This window comes from Filimonas zeae, assembly GCF_014641615.1.
In the GTDB taxonomy this organism is placed as follows: Bacteria; Bacteroidota; Bacteroidia; order Chitinophagales; family Chitinophagaceae; genus Filimonas; species Filimonas zeae.
Genome location: NZ_BMIB01000001.1, coordinates 51468 through 70699 on the forward strand (window position 1 = coordinate 51468; position 19232 = coordinate 70699).

13 protein-coding genes and 1 tRNA gene are annotated in these 19232 nt (G+C 47.8%); 11 read left to right on the top strand and 3 right to left on the bottom strand.

The genetic code is table 11. From position 1 onward, the window contains the following. The first annotated feature begins 40 nt into the window (after positions 1-40). The 9 genes from IEY13_RS00225 (at position 41) to IEY13_RS00265 (ending at position 12855) form a co-directional block, all read left to right on the top strand. A complete protein-coding gene (locus IEY13_RS00225) occupies positions 41-601 on the top strand; it encodes an RNA polymerase sigma-70 factor (RefSeq protein WP_188949507.1) in 561 nt (186 codons plus the stop codon). Positions 602-757: 156 nt separating this feature from the next. Continuing rightward, entirely contained in the window at positions 758-1843 is a 1086-nt protein-coding gene (locus tag IEY13_RS00230) for a FecR family protein (RefSeq protein WP_188949508.1), read from the top strand. Positions 1844-2103: 260 nt separating this feature from the next. Then, a complete protein-coding gene (locus IEY13_RS00235) occupies positions 2104-5307 on the top strand; it encodes a TonB-dependent receptor (RefSeq protein WP_188949510.1) in 3204 nt (1067 codons plus the stop codon). 12 nt (positions 5308-5319) lie between these two features. Continuing rightward, on the top strand, positions 5320-6816 hold the full coding sequence (locus tag IEY13_RS00240) for a RagB/SusD family nutrient uptake outer membrane protein (protein WP_188949512.1): 1497 nt from the start codon (positions 5320-5322) through the stop codon (positions 6814-6816). Positions 6817-6896: 80 nt separating this feature from the next. Beyond that, the gene (locus tag IEY13_RS00245) at positions 6897-8201 is read left to right on the top strand and encodes a glucoamylase family protein (RefSeq protein WP_188949514.1); all 1305 of its coding nucleotides are present in this window, start codon (positions 6897-6899) and stop codon (positions 8199-8201) included. An 18-nt stretch (positions 8202-8219) separates the two neighbouring features. After that, positions 8220-8900, top strand: coding sequence for a GDSL-type esterase/lipase family protein (locus IEY13_RS00250; protein ID WP_188949517.1), 681 nt, complete (start codon positions 8220-8222; stop codon positions 8898-8900). Between the two features lie 12 nt (positions 8901-8912). Continuing rightward, on the top strand, positions 8913-11201 hold the full coding sequence (gene bglX / locus IEY13_RS00255; RefSeq protein WP_229687647.1) for a beta-glucosidase BglX: 2289 nt from the start codon (positions 8913-8915) through the stop codon (positions 11199-11201). 161 nt (positions 11202-11362) lie between these two features. Next, positions 11363-11433, top strand: a tRNA-Cys gene (locus IEY13_RS00260). Positions 11434-11907: 474 nt separating this feature from the next. After that, complete coding sequence (locus IEY13_RS00265; protein ID WP_188949519.1) at positions 11908-12855, top strand: hypothetical protein; 948 nt, start codon at positions 11908-11910, stop codon at positions 12853-12855. 124 nt (positions 12856-12979) lie between these two features. Here the strand turns inward: IEY13_RS00265 and rnhA are convergent, their stop codons facing one another. Together rnhA and IEY13_RS00275 are read right to left on the bottom strand one after the other, a co-directional pair. Continuing rightward, positions 12980-13450: a ribonuclease HI gene (gene rnhA / locus IEY13_RS00270; RefSeq protein WP_188949521.1), complete on the bottom strand. Its 471-nt coding sequence runs from the start codon at positions 13448-13450 to the stop codon at positions 12980-12982. Positions 13451-13486: 36 nt separating this feature from the next. Next, positions 13487-15115, bottom strand: coding sequence for an acyl-CoA carboxylase subunit beta (locus tag IEY13_RS00275; RefSeq protein WP_188949523.1), 1629 nt, complete (start codon positions 15113-15115; stop codon positions 13487-13489). 138 nt (positions 15116-15253) lie between these two features. Here IEY13_RS00275 and IEY13_RS00280 point away from each other — a divergent pair, with 138 nt between their 5' ends. After that, complete coding sequence (locus tag IEY13_RS00280; RefSeq protein ID WP_188949526.1) at positions 15254-16054, top strand: alpha/beta fold hydrolase; 801 nt, start codon at positions 15254-15256, stop codon at positions 16052-16054. Positions 16055-16101: 47 nt separating this feature from the next. Beyond that, the gene (locus tag IEY13_RS00285) at positions 16102-16962 is read left to right on the top strand and encodes a PAS domain-containing protein (RefSeq protein ID WP_188949528.1); all 861 of its coding nucleotides are present in this window, start codon (positions 16102-16104) and stop codon (positions 16960-16962) included. Here IEY13_RS00285 and IEY13_RS00290 read toward each other — a convergent pair. Next, positions 16952-19150: a B12-binding domain-containing radical SAM protein gene (locus IEY13_RS00290; RefSeq protein ID WP_188949530.1), complete on the bottom strand. Its 2199-nt coding sequence runs from the start codon at positions 19148-19150 to the stop codon at positions 16952-16954. The genes IEY13_RS00285 and IEY13_RS00290 overlap by 11 nt on opposite strands. Positions 19151-19232: the final 82 nt, after the last annotated feature.

Genomic DNA, 19232 nt, shown 5'->3' on the forward strand with positions numbered 1-19232 from the left:
GCTATCCGGTTGTTAATGCACATGTAAGCCGGATGAGAGGATGCAGCCTTTAGCAGCGATACAGGAAAGGATCAGTTGTGGTGATGAGCAGGCACTGGCAGAGCTTTGCCGCTTGTTGCACCGCAAGCTGGAGCAGTTTGCTCATACGCTGGTTCGCTCACGCGAACTGGCTGAGGAAATTGTGGAGGATGTATTTGTGAAGCTGTGGTACAATCGCCAGCATATTACCACTATCGACAACTTATCTGTGTATTTATATGTGGCTGTGAAAAACCAGTCGCTCAACACGCTTTCCCGTAAAGCAAAAGAACTGGTTACTGCATCTTACGATCAGTTGGATATTACCCTTACGCATACTACTGCCGATCCGCACGACCAACTGGTATCTGCCGAAATGATGCAGCGTATGTACGATGTGGTAGAGGCGTTGCCGCCGCGGTGTAAAATGATATTTAAGCTGATTCGTGAAGATGGATTGTCTTACAAAGAAGTGGCTTCTATTCTTAGTATCTCTGTAAATACGATTGATGCGCAGATGGCAATTGCCGTTAAACGTATTGCTGCTGCACTGGAGCTGACCCGCCCTCAAAAACTTTTTTAACTTTTTTTTGTTTCCTCTTAGTAGATAACTGAAAAAACACTGTCTATGCTTTAGCAGGTGTTGACAAACAACGCTGTGTGGCTGATTGCGAGATGTTTCGTAGGGAGCTGAGGTATAATGCACATGAATAAAGAATCAAACCGGATATGGATTCTGATGTCCCGTTCCCTGAACGGCGAGGCAGATATTGATGATAGGCAGGAACTGGAACAGTTGTTACGGGCCGATCCTGCTTTACAACAGCAATATCTGATGATGCGTGCGCTGTGGCAGAGCACTACGCCGGAAGCGGATACAGAAAAAGAAGTGAATGTATCGCGCATATTACAACTGGCGCGCGTTCAGGAAGCGGTGGCTGATATAGAACCGGTTACTCCGGTAAAAGCAAAGCGGTTTACACTGCGGCATATAGCCATAGCAGCAGCTGCGGTGGCAGCATGCGTTGCAGGTATTTTTATTTATCAGGCTTATCCTATTAGTGCTCCGGAAACGGTGCAACTGATTGTTGCACACAATGGCAGCCGTACCCAATCCCGCTTACCGGATGGCTCTACGGTATGGCTGAACGCAGGTTCTTCTTTAAGTTATGAGGCTGATTTTGCAGGCGCTGTGCGTGCTGTAAAACTTACCGGCGAAGCTTATTTTGATGTGGCGCCCAATGCCCGCAAGCCTTTTATTGTACATACTTCCGGTATTCATATTAAAGTATTAGGTACGGCTTTTAATGTAAAAGCCTATGCTACTGATAAAGCGGTAGAAACCACGCTGATCAGTGGTATGGTACAGGTGGTGCGGGAAGACCGTGCTGAAAAGAATGCTATTTACCTGCACCCTGATGAGAAGCTGGTGATTGCCCGCAGACAAGCGAAAGCAGCCGGGAAAGGAAGTGCCTCCGGTGGCAATATGGTATCTGATTCGGCTGCGGGAGAAGAATGGCAGCTGGCGGAATCCATCATAACACGTCTTGATTCGAAACAACATACTACGGCTGAGCTGGCAGAAACTGCCTGGATGTATAACCGCCTTGTGTTTTCGGGCGACAGCTTTGGCGAGCTGGCGCCGCGACTGGAGCGGTGGTATAATATCCGTATTGAGTTTGCCGGCGAGGAGTTAAAGCAGTTGCATTTTAACGGCTCTTTTGAAAAGGAAACAGTGGAACAGGCTTTTACCGCATTGTCAACAGCGGCGCCTTTTCAGTTTTCTATCCAGGGGCAGCGGGTATTGATTTCGGCAGGAAAGTAACCTGAAAACGATTTTGTCTGATATGAAAAATGTAGTTCCAGTGCGGTATTTGCTTGTGTATCTGCACAATTTTCATCCGGAGTAGCGGAATGAAAAACGGAGAATGTTGGCGCATTCTCCGCATAAAGCAGGTTAAATCATCCATTTGCGTGTTCCCAACCCTTGGCGGGGTTGGGTTTCATTAACCCAACAATTCTAAAAGTATGAAATCTCCGGTAACGGAAGCCAAAAAACCTTTGGCGTTAAAGCTATTGCTTCTCATGAAACTGACAACGATCTGCATGCTTGCCTTCGTTCTGAGTGTGTCAGCAAAAGGGCTTGGCCAGAAGAAAATTTCTATCCAGGCTAAGAATACTGATATCAGTGCTATTCTCAGCAACATAGAGCAAAATTCCCCCTACAGGTTCCTGTACAATACCAATCTGCAGGCCATCCGCCAGAAAGCTTCGCTGAATGTGCGTGATGCGGAGTTGAAGGATGTACTGGGCCTGTTATTAAAAAATACAGGATTGAGTTTTCAGTTGATGGAAAACAATCTGGTGGTAATTAAAGAAGGCGCTTTTGCCCCGGAAGAAGTGGTAATTAAGGGCAAAGTAGTCAGCGAAACCGGCACTCCCTTATCCGGCGTATCTGTGCAGGTAAAAGGTGCCGCGCGTGGCACTACCACGGATTCAACGGGTGCTTTTACTCTTCGCGTGAATGATGAGAAGGCGGTGCTGATTTTTACCTATGTAGGGTATGAAATGCAGGAAGCCGCTGCTACTGCTGACATGACGGTTAGGTTGCAACCTTCGAGCATGCAGCTGGATCAGGTGGTGGTAGTAGGGTACGGTACGCAGCGTAAAAGCCAGGTAGTAGGTTCTGTTGCCAAAGTAAACGGTACAGAAATTACCAAACAGCCGGTGCTGACTGCTGCACAGGGCTTACAGGGCAAAAGTTCAGGTGTACAGATTGTGTCTTCCGGTCAGCCAGGTTCCCAGCCGGTAGTACGCATCCGTGGTACTAACTCTGTAACCGGTAATGCTGACCCTATTTATGTAGTGGATGGTGTTATTATGACTGATATTACCAACATCAGCTCTTCAGACATTCTTTCTGTAGAGGTATTGAAGGACGCGAGTACACAGGCTATTTATGGTAGCCGTGCCGGTAACGGTGTGGTACTGGTAACTACCAAATCGGGCAAGAATGGCCGTATGCGTATTTCCTTTGATTCGTATGTAGGCTTTAAAACACCTACTTCTAAAGTGAAGATGGCAGACGCGCGTACGTATGCAGCTTATACCAACGAAGCAAGAGGGTACGATGGCGGTGCGCCACTGTACGGCCTGGACACGCTGAGATATAATACAGACTGGTTTAGTGAAATTACCCGTAAGGGCATTATGCAGAACCATAATATTAATGTAAGCGGTGGTACAGATAAGACTACTTATTACTTCAGCGCAGGCTTTCTGCGTGATGAAGGTATATTAAAAGGTTTTGATTATACACGTGCGGTAGTACGCCTGAACAATGAATACAAGCTGGCTAAGTTTTTAAAACTGGGTCATAATATTAACCTGAGCGTTGCCAAAACCAATGTAAAGCCTAATGAGTTTCCAGACGCTTATCGTATGGCGCCTACGGTGCCGGCAAAATATGCGAATGGAGGCTATGGTTACCTGACTGCATTGAGTGTGGCCAACCCGGTGGCGGCTTTGGATCTGGTAGATAATTTTAATACTGTAGCCCGTTTGCAGGGCAATGCGTATGCAGAGCTGACGCCTGTAAAAGGTTTAACTATCAGAAGCAGCTTTAATTTTGACCGTTTTGATGGAGACTCTACCAATTATGTTCCTCAGTACAATATCTGGAGTGGCCAGAAGATGGATACTTCATTGCTGAAGCTGAATACCGGTAATAGTTTCTATTACATTTTAGATAACAATGCTACTTATAGCGTTACTGCTGCCAACGTACATGAGATTAAGATAACAGCAGGTTATTCGGCAGAGCGTACCAATGCCAGAAGTATTTATGCAGAGGAGAAGGGGATTCCTAACCAGCGTAATCTGTGGTATATTGGTCAGGGCCTGGGTAATATCAACTCTGATATTGTTACATCTATGGCTACACTGGTTCGCAGGGCTTCTGCTTATGGCAGGTTAACCTATAGCTACGACCGCCGTTATAACTTCACCGGCGTAATACGCAGAGATGGGTCCAGCAAGTTTCCTGTTGGTGAAAAATGGGGAACCTTCTATTCTGCCGGTGCATCATGGATTGTAACGGAAGAGAATTTTATGAAGAACCAGCGTGTATTTGATATGTTGAAGCTGCGTGGTGGTTATGGTAAAGTAGGTAATGATAACGTATCTAATGAAGTAGCTTTTTTACAGGCATTGGCGGCTACCGGTAACTATTCATTCGGTGGTAATGCTCAATCCGGGCTTACCAACAATGCTGCCCGTTTTACCAATGCAAGCTGGGAGCCTACCAAAGGTGTAGATGCAGGTATTGAATTTACTACATTGGGCAGAAGGCTGACTGGTGAGGTAGGATACTATTACAAAACAACCAATGCTTATATTCCGGTGCGTTTAACATCTGCCAGTGGTGATGCTGACAATATTGCCTATGGAAGAGCGGCTGATGTAAGTAACAGAGGTTTTGAAGTATCTCTGAACTGGAGCGATAGGATAAATGAAGACTTCTCTTACCACATTGGCGGTAACATTACTTTCAATAAGAATAATGTAGAGAATGTAGAAGGAACCCTGCAACTGAAAGCGGGTAGCCTTAACAATGGTGAGGTGGTTACTTACACCGTGCCGGGTAAACCTATTGGTAGCTTCTGGGTGTACCAGACAGATGGTATTTACAAAACCATGGATGAAGTAAATAACTCTGTACACTTTAATGGTGCTCAGGCAGGTGACCTGAGATATGTAGATACCAATGGTGATAAAGTGCTGGATGATAATGATCGTATATGGGTAGGCAGCTATCAGCCTAAAACCTTTTATGGTATTAATGGTGGTATTAACTGGAAGAAGTTTGACTTTTCTATAGACTGTTACGGCAATGCCGGTAACAAAATCTATAATGGTAAAAAGGCAGTTCGTTTAGGTAATGACAATATAGAAATGGCAAGAGCTGAGAACCGCTGGACGCCTACCAACACTAATGGTACCAATCCGCGCGCTTCTAACTCTATTCCCAAACCATCTACTTATTATGTAGAGTCCGGCAGCTTTTTCAGAATTAACAACATCTCTGTGGGGTATACCCTGCCTACCGAAGGATGGCATATGGGTATCAGTAGCCTGCGTGTATTTGCCACGGCACAAAACCCCATTATTTTCAAGAAGTACAGTGGCTATACTCCTGAATTACCAGGTACAGCTACAGAGGCAGGTGTAGAGCTTTCTATTTATCCTGTTACCTCTACTTACATTATGGGTGTTAACCTGTCATTCTAATAACTTATTACCATGAAAAGAATTTATATTATAGCAGTTGCAGCGGTTTCCGCTTTATTTATACTGCCTGCCTGTAACAAAAACTGGTTAAGTCCGGATGTACAGGGTCAGGTATCTACCAGCGATACTACTTTTAATAACCCGGCCAACGCCACTAAGTTTGTGAATGCTTGTTACACGCAGTTGCTGAACTGGGATGTATCCAGCTTTGGATGGATTGGCTTAACCAGCATTACTTCTGATGATGCGGATAAAGGCAGCTCGCCGGGTGATGTGGGGTCTGATAAAGACCTGATGGATGCCATTACCTATACCGCCACTGCCAGCTCTGTAAGCAGTGTATGGTCTGGTTATTTCAGAGGTGTAGCCTATTGTAACCAGGCTTTGTTTTATCTGCCTCAGTTTACGATTGCTGATAACGTAAGACAGCAGTACCAGGCAGAAGCCCGTTTTTTACGTGCCTATTATTACTTTACGCTGGTTAGAGCTTTTGGTGATTTGCCTTTGGTTGATACAGTTATCAATGCTTTATCTGAGGCCGGAAGGGTTAAACTGAATACCCGCGTTTCCAAAGATTCTATTTATGCGTTAATTGAGTCTGATCTGAGGTTTGCTATCAGCGTGCTGCCCACCAGAGATCAGCAGGCGGCTGGTGATGTAGGACGTGCTACCAAAGGGGCTGCTACCGGTTTGCTGGCTAAAGTAAGCCTGTATGAGAAGAAGTGGCAGCAGGCGCTGGACTTAACCAATCAGATTATACAGGGTGGTGTAGGTACTTACAGTTTGGTGAATGATTATACTACTATCTGGCGTGAAGTGGGGGAGAACAGTCAGGAGTCGCTGTTTGAAATTCAGAGCAAGTCTACCACTCCTTATGCAGCAGTACAGCAATACTCTGAGGTGCAGGGTATTCGTGGTGCTACCTTTAATGTAACCAATGTGTTTACCGGCTGGGGCTTTAACACGCCTAGTGGCAATCTGGACAGTGCCTATGAAGCAGGGGATATCAGAAAAAAATCTACCATTATACATATAGGCGATACTTTGTTTGATGATGTGATTATTAAAACGGCCGAGAATGCACGGTATAACTATAAGGCTTATCCCAGCAATACTGCGGAAACTTACGGTGGTAACGCGCAATACAGCAATAAAAACATCCGCGTGCTGCGTATGGGGGATATATACCTGATTAACGCAGAAGCGGCCAACGAACTGGGTACAGGTACTGCTGTTACTTCACTAAACGCGGTGCGTAACCGTGCTAAGCTGGGTAATACCTCTGCTGCTACACAGGCGGATATCAGGAATGCCATCTGGAAAGAGAGAAGAGTGGAGCTGGCAATGGAGCACGACCGCTTCTTTGATCTGGTAAGGCAGGGCCGTGCTGGTACTGTGCTGCGTGCATTGGGTAAAAGCTTTGTGGATGGAAAGAATGAATTGTTTCCTATTCCGCAACAAGAGATTGATGCAAGCGGTAACCTGCTGCGTCAGAACCCCGGCTATTAATATTTTATAACTGCTTATTGCGCATTGCCCGTTTGTATAGAGTGGGTAATGCGCAATATGTATTTTCAGATAGTGTATTCATGAAAAAACTGGTGTTGATTTTAGCGTTTTGTGTGCCAGTGGCAGCAATGGCGCAACCGAAGAAAGGCTTATCAGATACGGCGCTGCTTGATCTGGTGCAGAAGCAAACCTTTAAGTATTTCTGGGATTTTGGTCACCCGGTAAGTGGGCTATCCCGCGAGCGTAGTAATGAGTCATTTAACTATGGCCATGAAGTAGTTACTACCGGCGGTACGGGCTTTGGTATTATGGCTGTTATTGTAGCTGCCAACCGTGGCTGGGTTAAGCGGGAGGAGGCAGTAAAGCGGCTGTTGAAGATGACTGATTTTCTGTCAAAGGCGGATAGTTATCATGGTGTGTTTCCGCATTGGCTGAATGGGGCTACGGGTAAAACTATTCCCTTCAGCCGTAAGGATGATGGTGGTGATCTGGTAGAGACTTCTTTTCTGTTTCAGGGGCTGCTGTGTGCGCGTCAGTACTTTACTGCCAACACGCCGGATGAAAACCGCCTGCGCAATCAGATTAACTGGCTGTGGGAGGGTGTGGAGTGGAACTGGCATACCCGTGGCGGTATGGACCTGCTTTACTGGCACTGGAGCCCTAACAACGGCTGGAGTATGAACTTTGAGCTGCGTGGGTGGAATGAAACGTTGATTACGTATATACTGGCGGCTTCCTCTCCTTCTTATGGTATTGATGCGAAGGTGTATCATAACTGTTTTGCGCAGAGTAATCATTTTAAAAATGGTAAATCATTTTATGGTATTACGCTGCCGCTGGGTTTTGATTATGGTGGCCCGATGTTCTTTGCGCATTACTCCTTTCTGGGGCTGGACCCGAGAGACCTGAAAGACCGGTATGCCAACTACTGGGAGCAGAACAGGAACCATACGCTGATTAACTATGAGCATTGCGTGCGCAACCCCAATCACTTTAAAGGATACAGTGCCAGCTGCTGGGGACTTACGGCCAGCGATAACTATGAAGGCTATAATGCACATTCTCCTGATAATGATCTGGGGGTAATAACGCCTACTGCGGCATTGTCTTCCTTCCCTTATACACCGGAGCAGAGCATGCGTGCAGCAAGGTATTTTTATGATACGGTGGGTAGTAAGCTGTGGGGTGAGTATGGTTTTGCAGACGCTTTTAGTGAGCAGAATAACTGGTATGCCAGCTCTTATCTGGCCATAGATCAGGGGCCGGAGATTGTGATGATAGAGAACTATCGCACCGGTTTACTGTGGAAGTTGTTTATGAGCTGCCCGGAGGTGCAGCACGGGTTGAATAAGCTGGACTTTACCAGCCCCTGGTTAACCAAATAAACCAATAACCAATATTATATGATAACCCAACTATGGAAGAAAAAAGGCGCACAGGTGTTGCTGGCGCTATTGTTACTTACAGGTACACCGGCTATGGCGCAACATCCGCCGTTCTGGAGCGATATTCAACGTTTTAAGAAAGCGGATAGTACACAGCAGCCTGCTAAAAACGGGATACTGTTTGTGGGCAGTTCGTCTTTTACCAAGTGGACAGATGTGCAGCAGTATTTTCCTGCCTATCCCATTATTAACCGTGGCTTTGGTGGTTCTTCATTGCCAGATGTAATCCGTTATGCAGATGCTATCATTTTTCCTTATCAGCCTAAGCAGGTAGTGGTGTATTGTGGTGATAACGATCTGGCTGCATCTGATACGGTATCGGCGGCTACTGTTGCGGCCCGTTTTCAGCAGTTGTTTCAACTGATACGCAGCCGTATGCCGAAGGTGGAAATAGACTATGTATCTATTAAGCCCAGCCCCAGCCGTGCGCATCTGATGCCGAAGATGATAGCGGCAAACAGGCAGATACATGCGTTTTTACAAACACAAAAGCGTGCTGCGTTTATAGATGTATTTACGCCTATGCTGAATAAAGACGGACAGCCCCGTGCGGAGTTGTTTATTGAAGACAGGCTGCACATGAATGCTACCGGATATGCAATATGGCAGAAGGCCATTCAACCCTATTTGAAGAAGTAAAAAGAGAGTAAGATGAAAACAGCAATGAAAGCCAGTTATCTGCTGGCAGGCTTAGGTCTGATAGGACTGCCTTTTACGGGTGGCGCGCAGGATGCGAAGATGAACGCCTTTGTTACTAACCTGATGGCTAAGATGACAATGGAAGAAAAGATTGGTCAACTGAACCTGGTAACACCCGGTGGCGCTGTAACCGGCGCAGTGGTGAGTGAGGGTGTGGAAGACAAACTGCGTAAAGGCCTGGTAGGTGGTATGTTTGGTATTACCGGCCCGGAAAAAATACGTAAGGCACAGGAGCTGGCAGTAAACCAGAGCCGCCTGCATATACCATTGTTGTTTGGTCTGGATGTGATACATGGTCACAAGACGGTATTCCCTATTCCTTTGGGACTATCCTGTAGCTGGGATACCGCGCTGATAGGCAGAAGTGCCCGTACGGCGGCTATTGAAGCCAGTGCAGACGGGTTAGACTGGGCCTATTCCCCCATGGTGGATATTGGCCGCGACCCCCGCTGGGGCCGTGTGTCTGAAGGTTCCGGTGAAGACAGCTGGCTGGGCGCTGCCATTGCGCGTGCGATGGTGAAGGGCTATCAGGGCAATGATCTTACCCGCAACGATGTGGTAATGGCCTGCGTAAAACACTTTGCTTTATATGGTGCAGCAGAAGGTGGGCGTGATTATAACACCACCGATATGAGCCGTATTAAAATGTACGAGCATTACCTGCCTCCTTACAAAGCGGCGGTAGAAGCAGGTGTGGGAAGTGTAATGAGTTCTTTTAACGATGTGGATGGTGTGCCTGCTACTGCTAACAAATGGCTGATGACTGATCTGCTGCGCAAGCAGTGGGGCTTTAAAGGCTTTGTGGTAACGGATTACACAGCTATCAGCGAAATGATGGCACACGGCCTTGGCGATCTGAAACAGGTATCTGCTTCGGCACTGAATGCAGGTATTGATATGGATATGGTGGCTGAAGGTTTTCTGGGTACGTTACAGCAATCGCTGGCTTCGGGTAAGGTAACCAAACAGCAGATTGAAACAGCCTGCCGCCGCGTGCTGGAAGCTAAATATAAACTGGGTTTGTTTGCTGATCCTTACCGCCGTCTGGATGTACAGCGTGCTTCGCAACTGATACTGACAGATGCACACCGGGCGCAGGCACGTGCTACTGCTGCCCGTTCATTTGTATTGCTGAAGAATCAGGGCCAGGTGTTGCCGCTGCAAAAGAAGGGTACGGTGGCACTGGTAGGGCCACTGGCTGATAACCACCGTAACATGCTGGGTACATGGAGTGTATCGGGCGATTTTGATAAGAGTATAACGGTACGGCAAGGCATTGAAAATGTAGCGGGCAACGATGTACAGATTCTGTACGCCAGGGGCGCTAACATTTCTGATGATACCGTGTTTGCGAAAAAGGTGAATGTGTTTGGTAAGGAGATAGAGATTGACAGCCGTTCTGCCGATGAAATGGTGAAAGAAGCGGTGGAAACCGCAAAGAAGGCGGATGTGGTAGTAGCAGTACTGGGTGAAGCGGCAGATATGTCCGGCGAATCCTCCAGCCGTACAGATATCAACATTCCCGGTAATCAGCGTGCGCTGCTGGAAGCCTTACTGGCAACCGGTAAGCCGGTGGTGCTGGTGCTGTTCAATGGCCGTCCGCTAACGCTGGAGTGGGAGCATGCGCATGTGCCTGCTATTCTGGATGCGTGGTTTGGTGGTACGGAAGCGGGTAATGCTATTGCAGATGTGTTGTTTGGTAACTATAACCCTGGTGGTAAAGTCACTGCTTCTTTCCCGCGTAATGTAGGTCAGATTCCGGTGTATTACAACCACAAAAACACGGGCCGCCCTTACAACGGCGAGGCTGAAAGCAAGTTTAAATCTAACTATCTGGATGCGCCTAACGATCCGCTGTATCCTTTCGGTTATGGCTTAAGCTACACCAGTTTTGCATATGGAGATGTACAACTGAGCACTACCAAAGCAACGGGTAACGCCACCGTTACTGCCAGTGTTACAGTGACCAATACCGGCAAATACGCCGGTGAGGAAGTGGTGCAGCTGTATATTGCCGATCCGGTAGCCAGCATTGCCCGCCCGGTGAAGGAACTGCGTGGTTTTCAGAAAGTACTGTTACAGCCGGGTGAAACCAAAACCGTTTCTTTTCCTGTAACTACTTCTCTGCTGAAATTCTACAATACCAACCTGAAGTATGACTGGGAGCCGGGTGAATTTATTATTCAGATAGGCACTAATTCCAGGGATGTAAAGAGCGCTTCTATCAGCTGGGATAAATAATATTAATAAGTATTAAGTTTCTGACAGAGAAAACAAAGGCCTGTAGATGCTGTACAACGCAGTATTTACAGGCCTTTTGGCTTGTGGGGGAATATTTTTGAAATATAAAGTCCATATTTTTGGTGGACTAATGAGTTCTTCCTATGTTTGCTTCACAAACGAGTTACGTGGCCGAGTGGGTAGGCGATGGTTTGCACAACCTTCCACGGAGGTTCGAGTCCTTCCGTAACTGCTATTTTTTTGTATGGCAAGCAATCGAAGTAAAAGCTGTGTTTCTACACGGCTTTTTTGCATTTGTGGTAGCCGGGAGCCTTTAGTGTCTGATGTTTCCAGGCCGCTGCTCTTTTCAGCAATAAATATGGTTTGAACGCTTTATCTATGTCTATGGGTAGCAGTTGGCATGCGGTATCTATGCTGTATGTATGGAATTGGGTACAGGCATCTACGGAGGATGTACGGAGCATTCATGGGGGATGCATAGGAAATCTATGGAGGAGCTACGAAGCATTTATGGCAGCGGGAACGGGTTTCTACAGGGTTACCATGGGCAAATCCGTGTTTGATACGGATGGAACAGGTGGGTAAGTTGGCTGCACTATCGCCGTGTGTATACCGGCTGTTTACCGTGAGATAAGGGGTAAAGCGTTCAAAATTTTAAGGTGATAATAGCGGCGGATGGCGTAAATTACTGATAGCAATTTTGAGTATGGCTAAACAGACTGGTCCGTTTTTAATCCGATGCACTATTGACGGCGTTTGCTTTTATATAGCAAACGGCGAAGGTTGCGCGCGTACCAGTAACCCGCCGGAGGCAAAACGCGTGAAAAAAGCGCCTGCATTTGCGGAGTTCCGCCGGTATTCGGATTATCTGAAGCAGGCTTCGCCGCTGGCATCAGCTATGCACAAAAAACTACCCAGGGGCAAACAACGCCATCATTATCAACGGTTAGCTGGCATAGCTATCCGGGGCATGAAAGCTGGTGGCGATAGGGAAACAGTAGTGCGGCTGATGGAGCAGGAGGCGGAACTGATATGCAACGAGATACACGAAGGGGTAGTAACAGCTGTAGTACATGGAGAGCAGGCCTGGAAGGTGAAATGGAAGGATGGCGGGCCGGTGTTGCAAAAGCGGCGCAGGAAAACGGCTATACTTAAGTCTTCTGCCAGCGTGCAGCAGCGGCAGGCGTTTGAGGAATTGAAAGAGGGAGGGGATTGGAAGTTGGGAGTTGATAGTTTGGAGTTGGGAGTTGATGGGGTAGAGAAGGGAAGCGATTGGAAGTTGGGAGTTGGTAGTTTGGAGTTGCGAGTGGACGGGGTAGAGAAGGGAGGGGATTGGAAGTTGGGAGTTGGTAGTTTGGAGTTGGGAGTTGACAGGGTAGAGAAGGGAAGCGATTGTCCGGTGTTTGAGGTGCAGTCAGGGGAAGGGCGGGGCCGGGGAAGCGGGGAGAAATGTGAGGTAGAGCGTGGGGGAGTGAAGGAGCCGGCGTTTGAAGCGCGTGAAAGTGATCTGTTTAATTTTAGTATACAAAAGCCGCTGGTGCGTTGGCTTGCAGATAGGGCAGTGTGGTGGGCGGATAATGGAGAAGCGGTTGCGAAAGATAGGCGGAGAGGGCGTGCAAATGGGCGGCCGTTAATACGTTGGCCTTCCGGCTAAAGGATGTTGCCATTGTAATCCGGAAGTGTTTATTACAATATTCTCTTGTGAGACATGGTAGCGGGTACATGTAATGGTTACCCCATTCAATATACCCGCCAGGTTATATTTGTTTCTGAATCTATTAATTCTCCTGCTCGTAACCGTAATCAATCTGCAGGTTCTTACCGTCTGCGGCCTGGGTGGCCAGTACGTCGCAGCGGTTGTTGTAGGGGTTATCGGCGTGGCCTTTTACCCAGCGCATTTTTATCTGGAACTCTTTGGATAGTTTGTAGAAACGGGTCCAGAGGTCTTTGTTTTTTTTGCCACCTTTGAAATCGTTTTTAATCCAGCCGTCTACCCACTTTTTTTCAATGCTGTTTACCACGTACTGACTATCGGTAAAGATGGTTACGGGAATGCCTCTTTTGGTAAGGGTTTCCAGGGCTACAATTACGGCCAGCAGCTCCATACGGTTGTTGGTGGTGCGTCTGTAGCCGGCTGAAAGTTCTTTTACCTTTTCTCCCCACATTAATATAGCGCCGTAGCCGCCGGGTCCGGGGTTGCCTCTGGATGAGCCGTCGGTGTAAATAATCAGTTGATGACCTTCAGACATGTATTGATTCCGTTTTTGGGGCTGCAAAGTAAGCACTTACACCTGAAACACGCCCAGTTTTAAGTCATTTATCACGGGGTTGTTATTGGCGGCGGCTATGCCTTCGCTGATAACAGTGCGGGTATCTATGGGGTCGATAATTTCATCTACCCACAAACGCGCGGCTGCATAGTAGGGTGTGGTTTGGGTGTTGTACTTGTCTTTAATGGTTTGTAACAGCTTGTTTTCTTCTTCGGGGGTAATGGTTTTACCCTGACTTTTCAGGCTGGCTACCTGTATCTGTAACAGGGTTTTGGCAGCCTGATCGCCACCCATTACGGCTATTTTGGCGCTGGGCCAGGCGTAGATGAAGCGGGGGTCGTAAGCCTTGCCGCACATGGCGTAGTTGCCTGCGCCAAAGCTGTTGCCGGTAATAATGGTTATTTTGGGTACCACGCTGTTGGCTACGGCGTTTACCAGTTTGGCGCCGTCTTTTATAATGCCGGAGTGCTCGCTGCGGGTGCCTACCATAAAGCCGGTTACATCCTGCAAAAACACCAATGGTATTTTTTTCTGGTTGCAGTTGAGTATAAAGCGGGCGGCTTTGTCGGCGCTGTCGTTATAAATAACACCACCCATCTGCATTTCGCCTTTTTTGTTTTTGAGTACCAGGCGCTGGTTGGCTACAATACCTACGGCCCAGCCATCTATACGGGCGTAGCCGCATACCATGGTTTGACCGTATTCTTTCTTAAACTCGTCAAACTCACTGTTGTCAACCAGGCGTTCTATCAGTTCTACTACGTCGTAGGGTTTGGCGTTGTATTCGGGAATGATGCCGTACAACTCTTCCGGGTTTTTAGCGGGCGGTGCGGGGGCTATGCGGTCGAAGCCTGCTTTGGGTTTGTGGCCCAGGCGGCTGATGATTTTCTTTATCTGATCCAGGCATTCCTGCTCGGTGGTAAAGCTGTAATCGGCAATGCCGCTTATTTCGGTGTGGGTGCCTGCGCCGCCCAGGGTTTCGGCATCTACTTCTTCGCCAATAGCGGCTTTTACCAGGTAGGGGCCTGCCAGAAAAATGCTGCCGTTGCCTTCTACCATCAGGGTTTCATCGCTCATAATGGGTAAGTACGCGCCTCCGGCTACGCAGGGGCCCATTACGGCGGCCAGCTGGGTAATGCCCATAGCACTCATTTGTGCGTTGTTGCGGAAGATGCGGCCAAAGTGTTCCTTATCGGGAAATATTTCATCCTGCATGGGCAGGTATACACCGGCACTGTCTACCAGATATATTACCGGCAGGTGGTTTTCCATGGCAATCTCCTGCATGCGCAGGTTCTTTTTACCGGTGATGGGGAACCAGGCACCTGCTTTTACGGTTTGGTCGTTGGCTATAATCATACACTGCCGGCCGCTTACATAGCCCATACCTGCCACGGTGCCGCCTGCGGGGCAGCCGCCATGTTCTTCGTACATACCGTAACCTGCAAAGAGGCCTAATTCGGTGAAGGTGCTGTTTTTATCGATCAGGTATGCTATTCTTTCCCGTGGTGTGAGTTTGTTGCGTTCTTTCTGCTTTTCTATGGCTTTTTTGCCGCCTCCGAGTTCAATTTTTCCGGCATATTGTTTCATGTCGCTCAGCAAAAGGCGCATCCAGTCTTCGTTACGGTTAAATTGTAAGGTCATAGTAGATTATCGTTAGAACAGTGAATATACGGCGAATGCGTTAACAAATATTTTAAGGTGAATTGAAGCATATTTTAAGTAGCGGGGATTAACGAATCTGTACATTAGCGGCTCTTATCAAATATAATACGCCCGGTAATGGATGTGATTCAAAGAAATAATATTACTGTTTACGGTAATGAAAACGCTAAGCAGACCATCGTTTTTGGTCATGGCTTTGGAACGGATCAGACCTCATTCAAGCAGGTTGTACAGTTTTTTGGAAAGGACTATCGTGTGATTTTATATGATAATGTGGGTGGAGGGAAAGCTGATCCGGAAGCATACAGCCCTGCGCGTTATAGCACGCTGAATGGTTATGTAACTGATCTGTTAGATATATGTGCGTATCTGGAATTGAAGGATGTGATATATGTAGGGCATTCCGTTAGTGGTATGATTGGCTTACTGGCTTCTATCCGCAATCCGGAGTTCTTCAGCAAACTGGTATTTCTGGGTGCGAGCGCCCGTTACCTGAATGATGATGCTGCCGGTTATGTGGGTGGCTTTAATCAGGAAGCACTGAATGGTTTATACGATGCTATGAGTAGTAACTACTATGCATGGGCGAGTGGTTTTTCTTCTATAGTAATGAATAATCCCGACCGTCCGCAGCTGGCTGCTACGTTTGCTTCTACTTTGTCTGCTATACGCCCGGATATTGCACTGGCGGTAGCGAAGGTAATTTTTGAATCGGACCACCGTGCAGATTTAGGTAAGGTAACCAAACCGGTGCTGATTGTACAGTCCAGCGAAGATGTGGCGGTGCCTGCTTCGGCGGCTGAATACCTGCATGCACATATTCCCGGCAGCAAGCTGGTGCATATTAACTCTAAGGGGCATTACCCGCATATGAGCGCACCCGGTGAAGTGGTGACTGTTATGCAGGAGTTTATTTAGTGCGCCTGCTTTTTTACTATAACCTGTAACACTACCTGATATAACAAGTGCTGAACTGGAAAAAAATATCGGATACTTTTATCCATTACGTAAATGACCGGAGCGAACATACTACTGCCGGTCGTTTGTTGCCCTATAGTATTAATCTGCTGCGGCATGCTGCCGGTGCGTACACTTCGTTACAGGTAGTGTTTGAAGATAAGGTAACGGCGAAGGTGAAGGATGCTACGCCTGCTTTTCTGGATGAGCTGGTACTGAACCCCGGTCCGCTGGAAGAGTTGCTGGCCGAACACCGCTACGAACCTTTTGGCTGGGAAGAGATACCTGTGAAGAAAAACCCTTTGCAGGATGTGCTTACGGCTTTATCGGCTGCTGCTATTATTCCGCTGAATATTAACGACCGTGCCTCTATGCTGGTACTGGGCTGGAGCGAGCCGCAGGTGTTTGATGCTTCTTTTACAGAAGCGGCTGTGCTGATACGCAAAACGCTGGAGAGTGCGCTTACACACACTTCCCGTACCGATGCACTGGAACTGAGTAATACCTATTTTACTGCTATACTGGAGGCCATGCCCCAGGCTGTTATTTTTATAGATGATAACGGCCGTAGTGGCTGGCTGAACAAACAGGCGGCGCGTTTGCTGAAGCTACCCATGTCGGGCGAGATGGCACCAGGTGCTTTTGCCGGCGCCATGGCTGACTGGCGCAACAGTGCGGCCAATGTGGATGATATTAATGCGAAGGCGGCGCAGTTCTTTTCATCGCCTGGTAATGTAATTAAAGACTGGATATGGCAGTTTGGTGGGGATACTCCTGCACAGTATAGCGTAAGCTGCACGCCGGTAAAGCACGATCAGTTTACGGGTAAGCTGTGGGTGTTTCATAAAATGGTAGTGGCTACAATCTGAGCAGCCCATATTTATGTAAGGTGTTTACCGGCTTGTTATCCCAGAATAATTCAAAGTCTTCCAGTCCGGCAGCTTCATAGCTGTCTTTTACTTCCTGTAAGGTATATGTTTTAAGGTTGGCGGCAGAAAGCTGTTGCAGCATACCATTCAGCCATTGGCCCTGATTGGTATCTACACTGATATTCATACTATCCTTCTTGCCCTGGAAGGTGAAGGAAGCCACTTCCCACTGATTCCCTTTTTTACTTTTGGTAATAATTTCCATTTGCGGTTTGCGGCCCAGCCATACTACTTTGCTGGTAGGCTTTGGGGTGCTGTATTCCGCTTCCTGTAAGGCTTTTACAATGTATTCAGGATCTACTTTGGTTTTGGGTACTTTAAACTCGAACCATTTTTGCAACGGATAATCGAAGCAGGCACCGTGCATGTAGTTGAGTAACGATTTCTTTAAACCATAACCGAAGGCGTCGTGATCGGCACCGGTAGGGTCTGTGTGTACAATATCATTGTTGGCAAAGGTGCCTATGGCCTCGGTTTCTTTTTTAACACCAAACTTTTCGGGGTTAAGACCTACGGGGCTGTGGGCCGTCATGGCAAACTGGTGCCAGAAGGCAGATTGTAATACCCCTGCCTGAAACATCTGTCGTACCATTTCCAGCGAGTCGATGGTTTCCTGTTCTGTTTGGGTGGGAAAGCCATACATGAGGTAGGCGTGTACCATTATACCTGCTTCGGTAAAGTTGCGGTTTACGCGGGCTACCTGTGCTACGGTAATACCTTTCTGTATCAGTTCCAGCAGGCGGTCGCTGGCTACTTCCAGTCCGCCGGATACGGCAATGCAGCCGGAGGCTCTGAGCAGCAAACACAGATCGCGGGTAAAGCTTTTTTCAAAGCGTACATTGGTCCACCAGCTTACCGTTATTTTACGGCGGATGATTTCCAGCGCCAGTGCGCGCATCAGTGCGGGCGGTGCAGCCTCATCTACAAAGTGAAAGCCGTTCTGACCTGTCTGGGCAATAATCTGTTCCATACGGTCGCACAGCATTTGTGCGGCAATGGGCTCATAAAGCCGTATGTAGTCCAGTGATATATCGCAGAAGGTACATTTACCCCAGTAGCAGCCGTGCGCCATGGTAAGTTTGTTCCACCGGCCATCGCTCCAGAGGCTGTGCATGGGGTTTATAATTTCGATGGCGCTGATGTATTTATCCAGCCAGAAATCGCTGTAGTCGGGCGTGCCTACCTGGCCCTGTTTATAATCGCTGCAGGCTTTGTTGTTAATATAGGTAACGGTGCCGTTTACCAGTGTAAAGGTGCGTTTCAGCTCTTCTACCGTTTTTTCGCCGTTAATATGTTGTATCAGGTTTTCGAAAGGCGCTTCGCCATCGTCGAGCGTTACGTAGTCGTAAAACTCAAACACCCGTGGGTCTGACAGGGAGCGGAGTTCGGTATTGGCAAATCCGCCGCCCATTACCACGCTGGTCTGTGGGTAGTTTTGTTTAATCCACTGCGCGCAGCGGAGGCTGGCGTACAGGTTACCGGGAAAGGGAACGGAAATGGCTACCAGCTTTGGCTGTACCATCTGCATTCTTTCGGTAAGTATGCGTATGAGGATGCGGTCTATGTAGGTGTATTCCTGTTGCAGGGCATTGTACAGCTCGTCAAAACTGTTGGCGCTGCGGCCCAGGCGTTCTGCATAGCGGCTGAAGCCGAAGTGTGCGTCTACACATTCGGTAATCAGATCGCTCAGGTCTTCCAGGTACATGGTAGCCAGGTGTTTGGCTTTGTCCTGCAGGCCCATGTTGCCGAAGGCCCATTGCAGATCGTCTAACTGCGCAAAGCGGCTGGCTTCGGGTAAAAAATTGCGTTTGCTGATGAGGTGCGCCAGTGTGGGGTTTTTGCCCTGGAGAAACAGGATTACCGCGTCTATGGTTTGCAGGTAATCTTCCTGTAAGGCCATAATGCGGCGGGCGTTTTCTGATAATTCAGCGCCTTTGCTGCCTATTTCTTCAAACAGCTGTTGCAGGCCGGGTTGCGAGAACAGGGCCAGTGTAACTTCTATACCCAGATCTGCCTGAAAAGAAGCGATGTTTTTGGTATTCAAAAAACCTTTCAGGTAGGCAGTGGCCGGGTACGGCGTGTTCAGCTGCGTAAAAGGGGGCGTTATCAGAAAAACCGGAGCGCTCAATATTAACGTGTTTAAGGGGCAAAAGTATCCCTTAAAACCCAAAAATGGTGGTGGTTAACCTGCTTTTAAGAATGACAGGGCG